This window comes from Seonamhaeicola sp., assembly GCF_028281565.1.
GTDB lineage: Bacteria > Bacteroidota > Bacteroidia > Flavobacteriales > Flavobacteriaceae > Seonamhaeicola.
The window spans coordinates 24,612-39,003 of record NZ_JANQJQ010000011.1 but is presented as its reverse complement, the minus strand read 5'-3'; the positions used below and the strand labels follow the sequence as shown (position 1 = coordinate 39,003).

Below are 14,392 nucleotides of genomic sequence, written 5' to 3'. Positions count from 1 at the left end.
AAGATAAATCTTAAAATTCAGGTGACCAATAAAAAAATAGTGTGTCAAAAAAGTATCGAGGTACAATTTTTGTATTTTTATAAATAAATAAACTTACTTAGAATGAAACTGAAAAGATCACTTATAATATTAGGTGTTGTTGCTATATGCATAGCATGCGCTACGAATCCGTTCACTGGGAAAAAAACCATGGCTTTGGTCCCAAATTCCCAGTTATTCCCAACAGCTTTTTCCCAATATAATCAGTTTTTGTCTGAAAATAAGGTGGTAACCGGGACAAAAGATGCGGAAATGATAAAACGAGTAGGGCAACGCATTGCCGTGGCTGCTGAACGCTGGTTAAATGCCAATGGACATCAGGGTTATTTAAAAGATTACAGGTGGGAATATAATTTAGTTGATGATAAGACTGTAAATGCCTGGTGTATGCCCGGAGGGAAAATAGTTTTCTACACGGGTATTTTACCGATAGCGAAAAGCGAGACCGGTGTAGCAGCTATCATGGGCCACGAAGTAGCGCATGCATTAGCAAATCACGGGCAACAACGAATGAGTGCCGCTTATTTACAGGCGGGCGTTGCCATTGCAGGAAATGTTGCTATTAAAGATGAAAAAGACAGGAATGCGTTTAATCAATATTACGGTATAGGCTCTACCGTTGGTGTTATGTTACCATTTAGCAGGGCCCATGAAAATGAAGCAGATAGAATAGGGGTTTATTTAATGGCTATTGCCGGGTATAATCCGGATGAAGCGTCAAGGCTTTGGGAACGTATGAAAGCTAAAAGCAGCGGGCAGGCTCCTCCTGAAATTCTAAGTACCCATCCGTCTAATGATACCCGTATAGCTAATCTGAAAGCTTTAGCTCCTAAAGCTAAAACTGAAGCCGCCAAGTTTGGGGTGACTTCATATAGATGATGATTTAAGACAGGGACCCCGCTCTGTAGTGGGGTTAGTTCAACTAGCAATTTTAAGTGCGCTTCAACAACTTCTTAAAATTGAGTTTCACTAATAAAAATATTTGATTACTTTAGAAGCTGCTCATAAAAGGGCAGCTTTTTAATTATGGCAGTATTAGAAAAAGGAAGTAAAAAATTACTTAATGCCTGGGCCTTTTATGATTGGGCAAATTCGGTTTATCCGCTAGTCATATCTTCAGCAGTTTTCCCCATTTTTTATGGAGCTTTAACCATCATTAAAGATGCTGAGGGCAATAAAATAAGTGACACCGTAACATTTTTCGGGTATGATTTCAATAACGATTCGCTTATAAGTTATGTTACAGCCTTGAGCTTTTTAATAGTCTCAATAATTTCCCCAATACTATCCGGCATTTCAGACTACGTTGGCAACAAAGAAAACTTTATGAAGTTTTTTTGTTATATGGGATCCTTGTCTTGTATTGGTCTGTACTGGTTTTCGCTTGATAATCTGTTTTTTGGATTGTTGTGTTATCTGTTGGCTTTAGTAGGTTTTTGGGGAAGCCTGGTATTTTACAATTCGTATTTACCGGATATCGCATATCCTGAACAGCAGGATAAAGTAAGTGCTAAAGGGTTTTCATTAGGTTATATAGGAAGTGTTATTTTACTGGTGGTAAATTTAGTTATGATCCTTTTTTATGATACGTTCGGTTTTACCGATGCCGGCGTACCAACAAGAATAGCCTTTATTATGGTAGGCGTTTGGTGGATGGGATTTGCGCAATATACTTTTAAACATTTGCCTACGGGAACCCATGAAGGTCAAAAAGTAACGCGTTCTGTGATAGTTCATGGGTATAAAGAGTTGAAAAAAATATGGAAAGCCTTAAAAACCAATAAAGTACTTAGACGGTATCTCAGTGCCTTTTTTGTTTACAGCATGGCTGTACAAACCATTATGATTGCCGCCACATATTTTGCGGTTGAAGAATTAGATTGGGGAAAGCAAGACTCGACCACCGGGTTAATAATAAGTATTTTATTGATACAATTGATAGCAGTTCTGGGTGCTAATTACACTGCGAAACTTTCTGAGAAGCATGGCAATATAAAAACCCTGATCGTTATTATATTCCTGTGGATTGCCATTTGTGCTTATGCCTATTTTGTAGTAAACCCACTTCAGTTTTATATAACTGCAGCTTGTGTTGGTTTAGTGATGGGAGGGGTTCAGGCCTTATCCAGATCAACTTATAGTAAGCTTATTCCTTTAGATTCTGAGGATACAGCATCTTATTTTAGTTTTTATGATGTTTCTGAAAAAATAGGTATTGTCATAGGCATGTTTATGTATGGCTTTGTGGCTGAACTGACCGGTAGTATGCGCTATTCCATTCTGTTTTTAATTACTTTTTTTGTTATCGGGGTAATTTTGCTGTTCAGAACTAAAAAGGTCTCTAAGATTTAAAACAAAGGGGCTATCTAAAAAGTAAGATTTTTGTCAACCTGAACTAGTTTCAGGTTCTCATAACACCACCTGATAACCAATTGAGTGAGATTCTGAAACAAGTTCAGAATGACAGTTTTTGGTACTTTTTAGACAGCCCTTTTAAATTATAATAGATGATTATTAATTAGCTTTTATAGTGCCAGAACCAGCCACTTTATTATCTTCTTTTTCAGGGTTTCCTCTGTAGACAATATCACCGGAACCGGCCACACGCCCTTTTATACTTTCGTTGCTTACTACTTTAGCATCTCCCGAACCGGCAATGGAAACTTCGGTATTGTTTGACTCTAAACTGAAGCCATGAAAATCACCCGAACCGGCAACTTTGACTTCCAGATTATTGGTACTTCCTTTTAAAGTTAAGTCGCCGGAACCGGCAACAGCACCTTTGGCAGAAGTAGCTTTAACATCCAAAACAATGTCTCCCGAACCGGCAAGTGATACATCCAGATCTGATGCGCTAATGGGACTTTCATTCCACAGGTCACCGGAACCGGCTAATGACACTTTACTAATAGCTTCAAAGGGAATGGTTACTTTTATAGTTTTTCCTTTGCTGGATTTTAAGGTTTTACCATTTTTTACCTTGACGATTAAGTTGCTGCCTTTTACTTCAGTAACAATGTATTCCATCAAATTTTCTTCACCTTCAATTTTAATTTGGCCTTCATTGCCGCTAACCAGGACAAAGTCCATATTGCCTGCACATTTAATACCGTCGTAATCTCCGGTGGTTCTGGTGACGGTTGTCATGTTACCATTGCCTTTTACCGAATTCCATTGCGCATAGGATGCCCCTGCAACAAATAAGCTGAATAAAAATAGAACTGTTCGTTTTTTGATTGTTGATTGCATACGTTTAAATTTTATAGTTTGTTTGATGAATTAATTTTTCTTTAATGATACCCCTCCGTAATCTGAGCTAATTTTGACAAAATTTCCCGTAGAAGCGCTGCCATGATACCCTTCATATTGTTTAGAGTGAGATTGTGAGTTCTTTTTAGTAAATTCCAAACCACTGCTGCTAAAAGCCGCATAATCTAAATTGATGTTGAAGCTGAAATTGTAATTTGGAGCGTACCCTATTTTAATGCCCATATAGTCACCTGTTACAGTTACACTATTGGTATTTTCGTTTAACTGCCCAATTTTAATAGTGCCGTAATCCCCTCGTAACGAAACGCTTTTGTAAACATCTCCAATTACTGTGGTAACATAGTCTCCGTTTCCTTTAATGTTGTTGACATTGTCTACACTTAAATTGCCATAATCACAGTTGTAGTTAATATTCTCAGCTATTTCAATTTTACAGTTAGTATAATCTGCATTAATGTTTAAATTATTAGTTTTAGAAACTGTAAAACCACTATAATCAGCATTAATTTTACCACTTTTGATATATTCAAAGTGACAGTTTTTGGTGTAATCAAAGTTAAAACTGTTATTATCTGCCATTAACTCTTTAGTGGTGATCTTTCCGTAATCACAATTAATGTTAGCAACCCCTTCAAGCTTATCTAAATTGATGCTTCCGTAATCGTTATTCAAATTAACATTATTGGTAATTGGAATTTTTACAATGTAATGTACATTGATACTTATTTTACTTTTTTTGCCCCAGTTCCACCATGAACCGGATCCTTTTTTGCCGAATTTGGTTTCAGCTGAAACCAGGCTGGGAGAGGCGTTAAATTCAACCGAAATACCATCTAACTTTTCCTGTACTTTTTCCTCATCGTTACCGGAGGTGGTGATAGTAATCTCAAAAACTATACGGTCTTCATTCCAGGTAACCACATCAATATTCCCGTAGCTGTTATCTACCTTTAACGTGGCATTTTTATTGACGGAATACTCCTTATTAATGGTTTTCTTTTTGGTGTACTTCCCCTCGTGCTTTACAGTTGCTACTGCAAATAGCGGCAGCATCAGAAGTATTAAAAGTGTTTTAAATTGTATTGCTCGTTGCATTTGATTGATTTTTAAATTGTTTTGTAATATTTATTTGCTCTAAGGTATACTTTAAGACGTCTATTCTGTTCTGAAAGTTTGATATCATGGCGTATATAACACGACTGTCATCACCGCTTTCAGTTAAATCGGTCTTTAACAATTCGTATTCGTCTTCCAAAACTTTAATTCTATCCATGGCATCCTGAATTAATTGTTGTGTTTCAGGTGATTTCTCTTCCTGAAGTTTACTTAATTCTTCATTAATAGAAATCAGGAAAAAGTCCTGGGTTTCGGCCATTTTTGGTGAAACACTGGCCAGGTCTCTACTGGTCTCTTGTGAAGTATTAAACACAAAAGTTAACAAAAGGACTATAGTGGCGGCTACACCAACCAAAGGTTTCCATAAACGACGCCATTGTTTATCCGCTTTAATCAGTGGTAGCTCGCCTTGGTTATTTAGTTTATCTAAAAAGCGTTGTGTATGATCCGCTTCCGGATGTTCCAGATCAAACTCGTTTTCCAGTCTGCTAAATAGTTTTTCTATAGGATCCTTCATAATCTTTTTGTTTTAAGCTTCGGCGGTTGCCATTAATTTTTGCCTTAAACTTTCTTTAGCCCTTGATATGGTCGTTCTGCAATTAGCTTGTGATATGTTCAATATCTTGCCAATTTCTTCATAATCATAACCTTCAATTAAGTTGAGTGTTAAAGCAATTCTGTAATTGTCCTTTAGTGTTTTAAGAGTCTCTAAAACCTGTTTTGCTTTTAAGTTTGTAAACTCATAATCACTGTCAAAACCACTGCTATGGTCCTCAACTTTATATAGCATATCATCCAGAGGAACTTCCTTGTTTTTTGTGTTCTTTCTATAATGATAAATGCTATTGTTTATCACGATTCGTTTTAGCCAGGATCCAAATATTGAGGTGTCTTTAAGACTGTTCAATTTTGTAAAAGCCATCAAAAACGAGTCTTGCATAATATCCTCCGCTTCATAACTGTTTTTTACAATTCTGAAAGCGGTATTATACATAGCTTTATAATAGCGGTTGTAAACTTCCAATTGTGCAGATTGGTTGCCCGATAAGCATAAAGCTATTAGTTGTTCAATATTGATTTTAGCTGGCGTCAAAAAAACAAATGTTTATAGTATAGATTAAAGTTGTTTTGTTTTGTTACAGTTGTTCCAAAAAAAAAATCCCACAATCTGAAAGAAAGTAGGATTTTATTATGGTTTGAGTTAAATGTAACCTAAGATTCTGCAGGCTTTTCAGCTTTTTCTATCGATATTTTTAACTCATCGGATTTTTTATCTAAATCGATTTTAATTTTATCGCCATCCTGAATATTAGAGGCAACGATCTCTTCGGCCAAAGCATCCTCAATATACTTTTGAATGGCTCTTTTTAAAGGCCTGGCACCGTACTGTTTGTCAAACCCTTTTTCAGCAATATAATCTTTGGCGGTATTCGTCAGTTTTAAAACATAACCCAAGCCTTTAATACGCGCTAGAAGTTTTTCCAATTCAATATCAATGATCTTGTTGATGTCTTCTTTTTCCAGTGGGTTAAAGACCACTACATCATCAATTCTATTTAAGAACTCCGGAGCGAAAGATTTTTTCAAAGCATTTTCGATAACCCTTCTGGCATTAGTATCTTCCTGGGCTTTTTGGGCGGCAGTTCCGAAACCAACACCGGTACCAAAATCTTTTAGTTTTCTGGCTCCAATATTGGATGTCATGATGATAATGGTATTTCTGAAGTCTATTTTTCTACCTAAACTATCTGTTAAATATCCGTCATCAAGTACCTGTAACAACATATTAAATACATCCGGATGGGCTTTTTCAATTTCATCCAACAGTATCACCGCGTAAGGTTTACGCCTTACTTTTTCAGTTAACTGACCACCTTCTTCATAACCAACATACCCCGGAGGTGCACCAATTAATCTTGAAATGGCAAACTTCTCCATGTATTCACTCATGTCTATTCTAACCAGCGAATCTTCACTGTCAAATAACTCCCTGGAAAGTACTTTAGCCAATTGTGTTTTACCCACACCGGTCTGACCTAAGAAGATAAAGGACCCTATGGGTTTGTTAGGATCTTTTAGCCCGGCACGGTTACGCTGAATAGCTTTAACCACTTTGCCAACCGCTTCGTCCTGACCAATAACCTTGCCTTTAATAAGCTCGGGTAACTGTGCTAATTTATTGATCTCGGTCTGTGCAATTCGATTTACGGGAACACCGGTCATCATGGAAATGACATCAGCCACATTATCTTCGGTTACAATTTCACGATGTTGTTTGGTGTCTTCTTCCCATTTTTCCTGGGCTATGGCTAATTCTTTCTCAAGACGTTTTTCATCATCCCTAAGCTTGGCTGCTTCTTCGTATTTCTGTTTGCGTACGACCGCGTTCTTTGTTTCCTTGATCTCTTCAAGCTGTTTTTCAAGCTCCAGGATCTGTTTGGGAACATCAATATTGGTGATATGGACACGCGAACCGGCTTCGTCCAGAGCATCAATGGCTTTGTCCGGTAAGAAACGCTCGGTCATATACCTGTTGGTTAATTTCACACAGGCTTCAATAGCTTCCGTCGTGTAATCAACATTATGATGTTCTTCGTATTTGCCTTTTATATTATTAAGGATCTCAATGGTCTCTTCAACGCTTGTAGGCTCCACAATGACCTTTTGGAAACGACGTTCCAAAGCACCGTCTTTTTCTATGTATTGTCTGTACTCATCAAGTGTAGTGGCTCCAATGCATTGAATTTCACCGCGCGCCAAAGCAGGCTTGAACATATTGGAAGCGTCTAAACTACCTGTGGCACCACCGGCACCAACAATGGTATGAATTTCATCGATGAATAAAATAACATCGTCATTCTTTTCCAGCTCGTTCATCACCGCTTTCATGCGCTCTTCAAATTGTCCTCTGTATTTGGTTCCCGCCACCAGGCTTGCCAGGTCAAGGGTAACCACCCGTTTGTTGAAAAGGATCCTGGATACTTTTCGTTTTACAATTCTAAGGGCCAGTCCTTCGGCAATGGCAGATTTACCAACACCGGGTTCCCCAATTAAAAGCGGATTGTTTTTCTTTCTTCTACTCAAAATTTGAGAGACGCGCTGTATTTCTTTTTCTCTACCCACAACAGGGTCTAACTTGCCTTCTTCGGCTAAAGCTGTTAAATCACGTCCAAAATTATCCAAAACAGGTGTTTTAGACTTCTTGTTTGATTTACCCGCCGGCGGGTTAAAAATATCCTTAGACGATTCATCTTCAGGATTTGGCGTGTCATCCTGATAAGATTCTGCTTTAGGTTCTATATAATCGTTATCGTTTGTAATCATAAGTTTAAACTGTTCTTTAACATTATCGTAGTCAACTTTAAGCTTATTTAAAAGCTTGGTAGTGGGGTCGTTTTCATTTCTTAAAATACACAATAGCAAATGTGCTGTGTTTATTGATGTACTTTGAAATAATTTTGCTTCTAAGAATGTGGTCTTTAAGGCACGTTCTGCTTGCCTAGTCAGATGCAAATTCTTTTTTTGGTTTGAAGAAACGGTAATATTCGGGTTGGCAGGACTTAATATTTCTACTTTTCGTCTTAAATGGTTTAAATCAATATCTAAGGCGTTTAATATATTAATGGCTTTCCCATTACCATCTCGTAAAAGCCCGAGCATTAGGTGTTCAGTGCCAATAAAATCATGACCCAAACGCAATGCTTCTTCCTTGCTGTAAGCAATGACATCTTTTACTCTTGGTGAAAAATTATCATCCATAATTAAAATCCTTTCTGCATTAAAAATACTAATAATAGTTGACTAAAGGCAAAAACTATACCCTATTTTATGTGTCAGTTGCTAATTGACGAAAAAAACTTTATAAAATCAAAATATTTGGGTAGATACTTATTAACTAAAAAAGGGGGCGAAATTGTTAATAAATCATGTCAAAAAACTAACGCAAATCAGCTCTTGGCACTAATGAAATACTTATATTAGCATGTTTTGAAAAACTCTTAAAAATTAATAGATTTATATATGGCAGAAGGAGAAAAATTGATTCCTATTAACATTGAAGATGAAATGAAATCGGCTTACATTGATTATTCAATGTCGGTCATTGTGTCACGTGCGTTACCTGACGTAAGAGACGGTTTAAAACCGGTTCACAGACGTGTCCTTTATGGTATGCATGAACTTGGTGTTAGAGCAAATTCGGCGCATAAGAAATCTGCAAGAATAGTAGGTGAGGTTTTAGGTAAATATCATCCGCATGGCGATACATCGGTTTATGACACCATGGTGCGAATGGCTCAGGAATGGAGTCTGCGTTATTTGTTAGTTGACGGACAGGGGAACTTTGGTTCAATTGACGGTGACAGCCCGGCAGCGATGCGTTATACTGAAGCACGTATGCAGAAGATATCTGAAGACATGTTGGCAGATATTGAAAAGGAAACCGTTGATCATAAATTAAATTTTGACGATACGCTTCAGGAGCCCACCGTTTTACCAACCAGAATCCCAAACCTTTTAGTAAATGGGGCTTCGGGTATTGCCGTAGGTATGGCCACCAATATGCCACCTCATAATTTAACCGAAGTGGTTAACGGAACCATCGCTTATATTGATGATAATAACATTGAAGTAGATGAATTGATCAAGCATATAAAAGCACCGGATTTTCCAACGGGAGGAACCATCTATGGCTATGACGGCGTAAAAGAAGCCTTTCAAACGGGGCGTGGCCGCATTGTAATCCGGGCTAAAGCCAATATTGAAGAAGTTCAGGGGCGGGAATCCATTGTGGTAACCGAAATTCCTTACCAGGTCAATAAGGCGGATATGATCAAGAAGACTGCGGATCTGGTCAATGATAAGAAATTGGATGGTATTTCTACCATCAGAGACGAGTCTGACAGAAAGGGCATGCGTATTGTATACGTTTTAAAGCGCGATGCCATTCCTAACATTGTGTTGAACAAACTGTACAAATATACGGCATTGCAGTCCTCTTTTAGTGTCAATAATATTGCACTTGTTAACGGGCGTCCGCAGCTTTTAAACTTAAAAGATCTAATACATCATTTTGTTGAGCACAGGCATGAGGTTGTTGTAAGAAGGACCAAGTATGAATTGAGAAAGGCGGAAGAGCGCGCTCACATACTTGAAGGTTTAATTATTGCTTCCGATAATATTGACGAAGTTATTGCTTTAATCAGAGCTTCAGCTAATGCAGATGAAGCCAGAGAGAAGTTGATGGAACGCTTTAAGCTAACCGAAATCCAAGCTAAAGCAATAGTTGAAATGAGACTAAGGCAACTTACTGGATTAGAGCAAGATAAGTTGCGTACAGAATATGAGGAGCTGATTAAAACCATAGAAGACTTAAAAGATATCCTGGAGAAGAAAGAACGCCGCATGGATATCATAAAAGAAGAGTTGGAAGTGGTGAGAGATAAGTACGGTGATGAGCGTCGTTCCACTATTGAATATGCCGGAGGTGATTTAAGTATTGAAGATATGATTCCGGATGAAAAAGTGGTTATTACTATTTCACATGCGGGTTATATCAAGCGTACTTCTTTAACGGAATACAAAACACAGAACAGAGGCGGTGTTGGTCAAAAAGCATCCACTACCAGAAATGAGGATTTCTTAGAGCATTTATTTGTGGGTACCAACCACCAGTATATGTTATTCTTTACTCAAAAAGGAAAATGTTTCTGGATGCGTGTTTATGAAATCCCGGAAGGAAGTAAAACCTCTAAAGGACGTGCCATTCAAAATCTAATAAATATTGAACAGGATGATAAAGTGAAAGCGTTCATCTGTACTCAGGATTTAAAGGATTCAGACTATATAAACAGCCATTATGTTATTATGGCCACAAAGAACGGTCAGGTTAAGAAAACGTCTCTGGAACAATATTCGCGTCCAAGAACTAATGGTATCAACGCCATTACCATTAAAGAGGGCGATGAGCTGTTAGAAGCTAAACTAACTACCGGTGACAGTCAGGTTATGCTGGCACTTAAATCCGGAAAAGCCATTCGTTTTGAAGAAGCTAAAACAAGACCTATGGGCCGTGGCGCATCCGGAGTTAGAGGTATAACCCTGGCCGGACCTAATGATGAGGTCATTGGAATGGTAACCATAGAAAATCCGCAGGAAGAAACGGTATTGGTTGTTTCTGAAAATGGTTATGGTAAGCGAACTTATATTGACGATCCTGAAGATGGAGAACCGGTATACAGAATAACTAACAGAGGCGGAAAAGGTGTTAAAACCATATCCATCACCGAAAAAACCGGAAGCCTTGTTGCCATTAAAAGTGTGACGGATACTGATGATTTAATGATTATAAATAAATCCGGGATTGCCATTAGATTAGAAGTTGTAAATTTGAGGACTATGGGCAGAGCCACGCAAGGCGTTAAGCTGATCAACCTTAAAAACTCGGATTCTATTGCAGCCGTTGCTAAAGTGATGCATGACGAAGACGATGTTGATGTGGTCGAAGGTGTTGAAAACACTGGTGATTCTGAGGATGGCACAACTCTTGATACTAATGTAAACGAAGATAACACTGATAATTAATTTAATAATATTTAAAAATGAAGAAACAAATTATTATAGCTTTAGCATTAGCAATAACAAGCTTTTCATTTGCTCAAAAAAAGGAATTGAAGAGTGCAGATAAAGCTATTAAAGGTAATAATTTTGCTGAAGCAAAAGCAGCATTAAACCAGGCGGAATCTTTACTGTCTGCCATGGATGCCAAAACAAAAGATAAGTTCTATTACCTGAAAGGGCAGGCCTTTTATGCAAACGGTGGAGGCACCATGGAAGATTATGATAAGGCTATTGAAAATTTAGCACAAGTTAAAACGTCTTATCCTGCAGAAATAGCCAAACTAAAACAAGATATAGCCAACTCGTTGTTGACTAAGGGGAACAAGGCTTATGAAGCAAAAGATTATTCAACGGCTTCACAGTATTTTGAGAAGTCCTATAATGTTACGGAAAAGGATACGGTCTTCTTATATTACGCTGCGGCCACGGCGGTTAATGTAAAAGAATATGACAGAGCCTTGGTTTTATATGAAAAACTGAAAGCGCTGGGGTATACAGGTATTGCCAAGCAGTACTTTGCTATTGATAAAAAGACTCAAAAGGAAGAGGCTTTCCCGAATAAACAAATGCGTGATATTTCGGTTAAAACGAAAACACATATTAAGCCATTTGAGAAAACAACAGAATCTAAAAAACCTGAAATTGTAAAGAATATTGCGTTGATCTATGTGAGTCAGGGGAATAATGAAAAGGCGCTTGAAGCCATGAAAGATGCAAGAGCTGAAACTCCTGATGATGTAAATTTATTGTTGTCTGAGGCTAATGTTCATTTTAAAATGGGTAACACTGAGAAGTTTAAAGAGCTTCTGCAGGAGGCCACAAAAATGGATCCTAAAAACCCTGAATTACAATATAATTTAGGTGTGATCTCTGCAGATTCAGGAGAGAGCGACGAGGCAAAAGCGTATTATGAAAAAGCTATAGAGTTAGATCCTGAGTACATAAATGCGTATATCAATTTATCAGCTTTAATCTTAGGTAAAGAAGAATCTATTATTGAAGAAATGAATGGATTAGGAAGTTCTGCTGCTGATGATAAGCGTTACGAAGAATTAAGAAATAAAAGGCAGGACCTTTACAGGGAAGCGGTACCGTTCTTAACCAAGGCACTTGAGATTGACCCGGAAAGTATTAATGCGGCCAAAACGCTAATGAATATCTACAGTATTTTAGGTGAGACTGATAAATATAAAGAAATGAAAGAAATGGTTGATGCGATTGAAGCAGGAGCCAACTAAATCATTTATTCAAACATTGTACAAAAAAGCCGTTGCAATTTGCAACGGCTTTCTTGTTTATATGATCTTTTTTATGACCCTTAGTTTATGTGTGTGCATGCGTTTATCAACATTATAAATTCCGGAGTGGTCTAACCTGTCAATCCTAACCTTGCCATGCGCATGAATGATGTAATTGTCCTTCATGATAATACCTACATGTGTAATGATCCCTTCGCTATTATCAAAAAACGCCAGATCCCCTGGTTCACTTTCTTCAATAAAACTTAAAGCTTCACCCTGTGTGGCCTGTTGTGAAGCATCTCTAAGTAATTTATGACCATTTAACTTATAAACCATTTGCGTAAAACCCGAGCAATCAATTCCGAAAGGTGTTTTGCCTCCCCATAAATAGGGCGCATTTAAGTACAGAAATGCTGTTTGAACAATATGTTCTTTTTCAATGGTTCCTTCAATAATATTGCCGTCGTGAGAATGATTTAAAAGCGACAGGCCATTAAGAGAAGAGCCTATTAAAATAGGATGTAATTGCCCGTTTGAATCCTGGATAAATTCAACCAGATCAAATGAAAGTTTAAGAGGTTCTTTATGTAAAGTGTTGTAGTTATCTTCAGTAATTTCAAGATATTGTTTATTGTCAATCCACCCTTCATAAGAATCAAAAGCTATTCGAATTCTACTCCAGTGCTTTCGTTGCTCCAATACTTTGAAAAAGTCACCGTATAACACTTGAGTAACAAGTTCACTAGTATCAGCAGGTTCATTTCTTAAAGGGACAACACTTAAACTACAAATTCCGTACTGCATTAACTAGATTTAATTGCGTTCTAAAACTATTGCTGAAGCGCCACCTCCGCCATTACATATAGCCGCTGCCCCAATTTTGGCATCGTTTTGTTCTAAAACATTTAAAAGCGTGACTATAATTCTGGCACCGGAACATCCCAGCGGGTGCCCCAAAGATACAGCACCACCATTGACGTTTACATTAGAATCGTTTAACCCTAAAAGTTTCATATTAGCTAAGCCCACCACGGAAAAAGCTTCGTTGAACTCAAAGAAATCTACATCATCAAGTGTTATTCCTGCTTTATCCAACGCTTTTGGTAGTGCTTTTGCCGGTGCCGTAGTAAACCATTCCGGTTCATGAGCAGCGTCGGCATAACTTTTTATAGTTGCTAAAGGTTTTAGGCCCAATGCCTTTGCTTTTTCCTTACTCATTAAAACCATGGCGGCAGCACCGTCGTTTATGGTGGATGCATTGGCAGCAGTCACAGTCCCGTCTTTGGTGAAAGCCGGACGCAGGTTTGGAACCTTCTCTATTTTTACGTTTTTGAATTCTTCATCCTGATCCACAATAACGGGTTCGCCTCTTCGCTGGGGTACTTCAACAGGAACTACTTCATTTTCAAATTTTCCGTGCGCCCAGGCATCAGCGGATCTTTTATAGGATTGTATGGCAAATGCATCCTGGTCCTCTCTTGAAAAATTATATTCAGTGGCACAGGCATCAGCACAAACCCCCATGGCATTTTGGTCGTACGCATCTACCAAACCATCCTTTTGCATACCATCAATTAAGGTATCGGGGCCAAATTTTGTTCCTGTTCTGGCGTATAAATAATGCGGGATCAAACTCATGTTTTCCATACCTCCGGCAACTATAATATCAGCATCACCCAAAGCTATGGCCTGAGCTGCCTGCATAACGGTTTTCATTCCTGAGGCACAAACTTTATTAACAGTTGTACAAGGCACCGTATCGGGAATTCCTGCATAAATAGCAGCCTGTCTTGCAGGGGCCTGGCCCGTTCCTGCCTGTACCACATTACCCATTAAAACTTCTTCAACCATGTCCGATTTTAAGTTTATGTTACTTAGTGCAGCTTTAATAGCAACGGCTCCTAATCTAGGAGCAGGAATAGTTGATAAAGCGCCTAAAAAACTGCCTATAGGCGTTCTTACAGCAGAAACAATAACTACGTCTTTACCCATTTTTTAAACGTTTGAAATACTTGCAACGAAAATAATCAATTTTTAACAGATTTTAGAACGATTCTATTATTATAAAAAACTAAAAACCCGAGAATTTACTACATTTGAAACAGACA

The 14,392-nt window shown here is 38.0% G+C and carries 11 protein-coding genes; 4 read left to right on the top strand and 7 right to left on the bottom strand.

Annotation, left to right across the window (positions count from 1 at the left end):
- The first annotated feature begins 102 nt into the window (after nucleotides 1–102).
- Together Q0983_RS04790 and Q0983_RS04785 are read left to right on the top strand one after the other, a co-directional pair.
- On the top strand, nucleotides 103–918 hold the full coding sequence (locus Q0983_RS04790) for a M48 family metallopeptidase (protein WP_299549566.1): 816 nt from the start codon (nucleotides 103–105) through the stop codon (nucleotides 916–918).
- Between the two features lie 147 nt (nucleotides 919–1,065).
- Nucleotides 1,066–2,391: an MFS transporter gene (locus Q0983_RS04785; protein ID WP_299549563.1), complete on the top strand. Its 1,326-nt coding sequence runs from the start codon at nucleotides 1,066–1,068 to the stop codon at nucleotides 2,389–2,391.
- A gap of 162 nt (nucleotides 2,392–2,553) precedes the next feature.
- On the opposite strand, the gene Q0983_RS04780 is transcribed toward Q0983_RS04785, so the two are convergent.
- The 5 genes from Q0983_RS04780 to Q0983_RS04760 all read right to left on the bottom strand — a co-directional run bounded on the left by Q0983_RS04780 (nucleotide 2,554) and on the right by Q0983_RS04760 (nucleotide 8,184).
- On the bottom strand, nucleotides 2,554–3,288 hold the full coding sequence (locus tag Q0983_RS04780; protein ID WP_299549560.1) for a head GIN domain-containing protein: 735 nt from the start codon (nucleotides 3,286–3,288) through the stop codon (nucleotides 2,554–2,556).
- Between the two features lie 30 nt (nucleotides 3,289–3,318).
- Nucleotides 3,319–4,404: a hypothetical protein gene (locus Q0983_RS04775; protein ID WP_299549557.1), complete on the bottom strand. Its 1,086-nt coding sequence runs from the start codon at nucleotides 4,402–4,404 to the stop codon at nucleotides 3,319–3,321.
- Nucleotides 4,382–4,942, bottom strand: a complete 561-nt coding sequence (locus Q0983_RS04770) for a hypothetical protein (RefSeq protein WP_299549554.1) — start codon at nucleotides 4,940–4,942, stop codon at nucleotides 4,382–4,384. Before Q0983_RS04770 ends, Q0983_RS04775 begins: the two co-directional genes overlap by 23 nt.
- A 12-nt stretch (nucleotides 4,943–4,954) precedes the next feature.
- The gene (locus Q0983_RS04765; protein WP_299549551.1) at nucleotides 4,955–5,518 is read right to left on the bottom strand and encodes an RNA polymerase sigma factor; all 564 of its coding nucleotides are present in this window, start codon (nucleotides 5,516–5,518) and stop codon (nucleotides 4,955–4,957) included.
- 119 nt (nucleotides 5,519–5,637) lie between these two features.
- Nucleotides 5,638–8,184, bottom strand: a complete 2,547-nt coding sequence (locus tag Q0983_RS04760; protein WP_299549548.1) for an ATP-dependent Clp protease ATP-binding subunit — start codon at nucleotides 8,182–8,184, stop codon at nucleotides 5,638–5,640.
- Between the two features lie 261 nt (nucleotides 8,185–8,445).
- On the opposite strand from Q0983_RS04760, the gene gyrA reads away from it, so the two are divergent.
- Together gyrA and Q0983_RS04750 are read left to right on the top strand one after the other, a co-directional pair.
- The gene (gyrA, locus tag Q0983_RS04755; RefSeq protein ID WP_299549545.1) at nucleotides 8,446–11,007 is read left to right on the top strand and encodes a DNA gyrase subunit A; all 2,562 of its coding nucleotides are present in this window, start codon (nucleotides 8,446–8,448) and stop codon (nucleotides 11,005–11,007) included.
- A 17-nt stretch (nucleotides 11,008–11,024) separates the two neighbouring features.
- Nucleotides 11,025–12,281 carry a tetratricopeptide repeat protein gene (locus Q0983_RS04750; RefSeq protein ID WP_299549542.1) on the top strand — a complete coding sequence of 419 codons (1,257 nt, stop codon included), beginning with the start codon at nucleotides 11,025–11,027 and terminating at the stop codon, nucleotides 12,279–12,281.
- Between the two features lie 57 nt (nucleotides 12,282–12,338).
- Here Q0983_RS04750 and Q0983_RS04745 read toward each other — a convergent pair whose 3' ends face one another.
- Together Q0983_RS04745 and Q0983_RS04740 are read right to left on the bottom strand one after the other, a co-directional pair.
- Nucleotides 12,339–13,088: a C40 family peptidase gene (locus Q0983_RS04745; RefSeq protein ID WP_299549539.1), complete on the bottom strand. Its 750-nt coding sequence runs from the start codon at nucleotides 13,086–13,088 to the stop codon at nucleotides 12,339–12,341.
- A 9-nt stretch (nucleotides 13,089–13,097) separates the two neighbouring features.
- Complete coding sequence (locus tag Q0983_RS04740) at nucleotides 13,098–14,276, bottom strand: acetyl-CoA C-acyltransferase (protein WP_299549536.1); 1,179 nt, start codon at nucleotides 14,274–14,276, stop codon at nucleotides 13,098–13,100.
- Between the last annotated feature and the right edge of the window lie 116 nt (nucleotides 14,277–14,392).

Coding starts and splice junctions, on each gene's coding strand:
- Q0983_RS04770 (WP_299549554.1), bottom strand. CDS start 4,942: ATGAAGGATCCTATAGAAAAACTATTTAGCAGACTGGAAAACGAGTTT.
- Q0983_RS04785 (WP_299549563.1), top strand. CDS start 1,066: ATGGCAGTATTAGAAAAAGGAAGTAAAAAATTACTTAATGCCTGGGCC.
- Q0983_RS04780 (WP_299549560.1), bottom strand. CDS start 3,288: ATGCAATCAACAATCAAAAAACGAACAGTTCTATTTTTATTCAGCTTA.
- Q0983_RS04760 (WP_299549548.1), bottom strand. CDS start 8,184: ATGGATGATAATTTTTCACCAAGAGTAAAAGATGTCATTGCTTACAGC.
- Q0983_RS04740 (WP_299549536.1), bottom strand. CDS start 14,276: ATGGGTAAAGACGTAGTTATTGTTTCTGCTGTAAGAACGCCTATAGGC.
- Q0983_RS04775 (WP_299549557.1), bottom strand. CDS start 4,404: ATGCAACGAGCAATACAATTTAAAACACTTTTAATACTTCTGATGCTG.
- Q0983_RS04745 (WP_299549539.1), bottom strand. CDS start 13,088: ATGCAGTACGGAATTTGTAGTTTAAGTGTTGTCCCTTTAAGAAATGAA.
- gyrA (WP_299549545.1), top strand. CDS start 8,446: ATGGCAGAAGGAGAAAAATTGATTCCTATTAACATTGAAGATGAAATG.
- Q0983_RS04790 (WP_299549566.1), top strand. CDS start 103: ATGAAACTGAAAAGATCACTTATAATATTAGGTGTTGTTGCTATATGC.
- Q0983_RS04750 (WP_299549542.1), top strand. CDS start 11,025: ATGAAGAAACAAATTATTATAGCTTTAGCATTAGCAATAACAAGCTTT.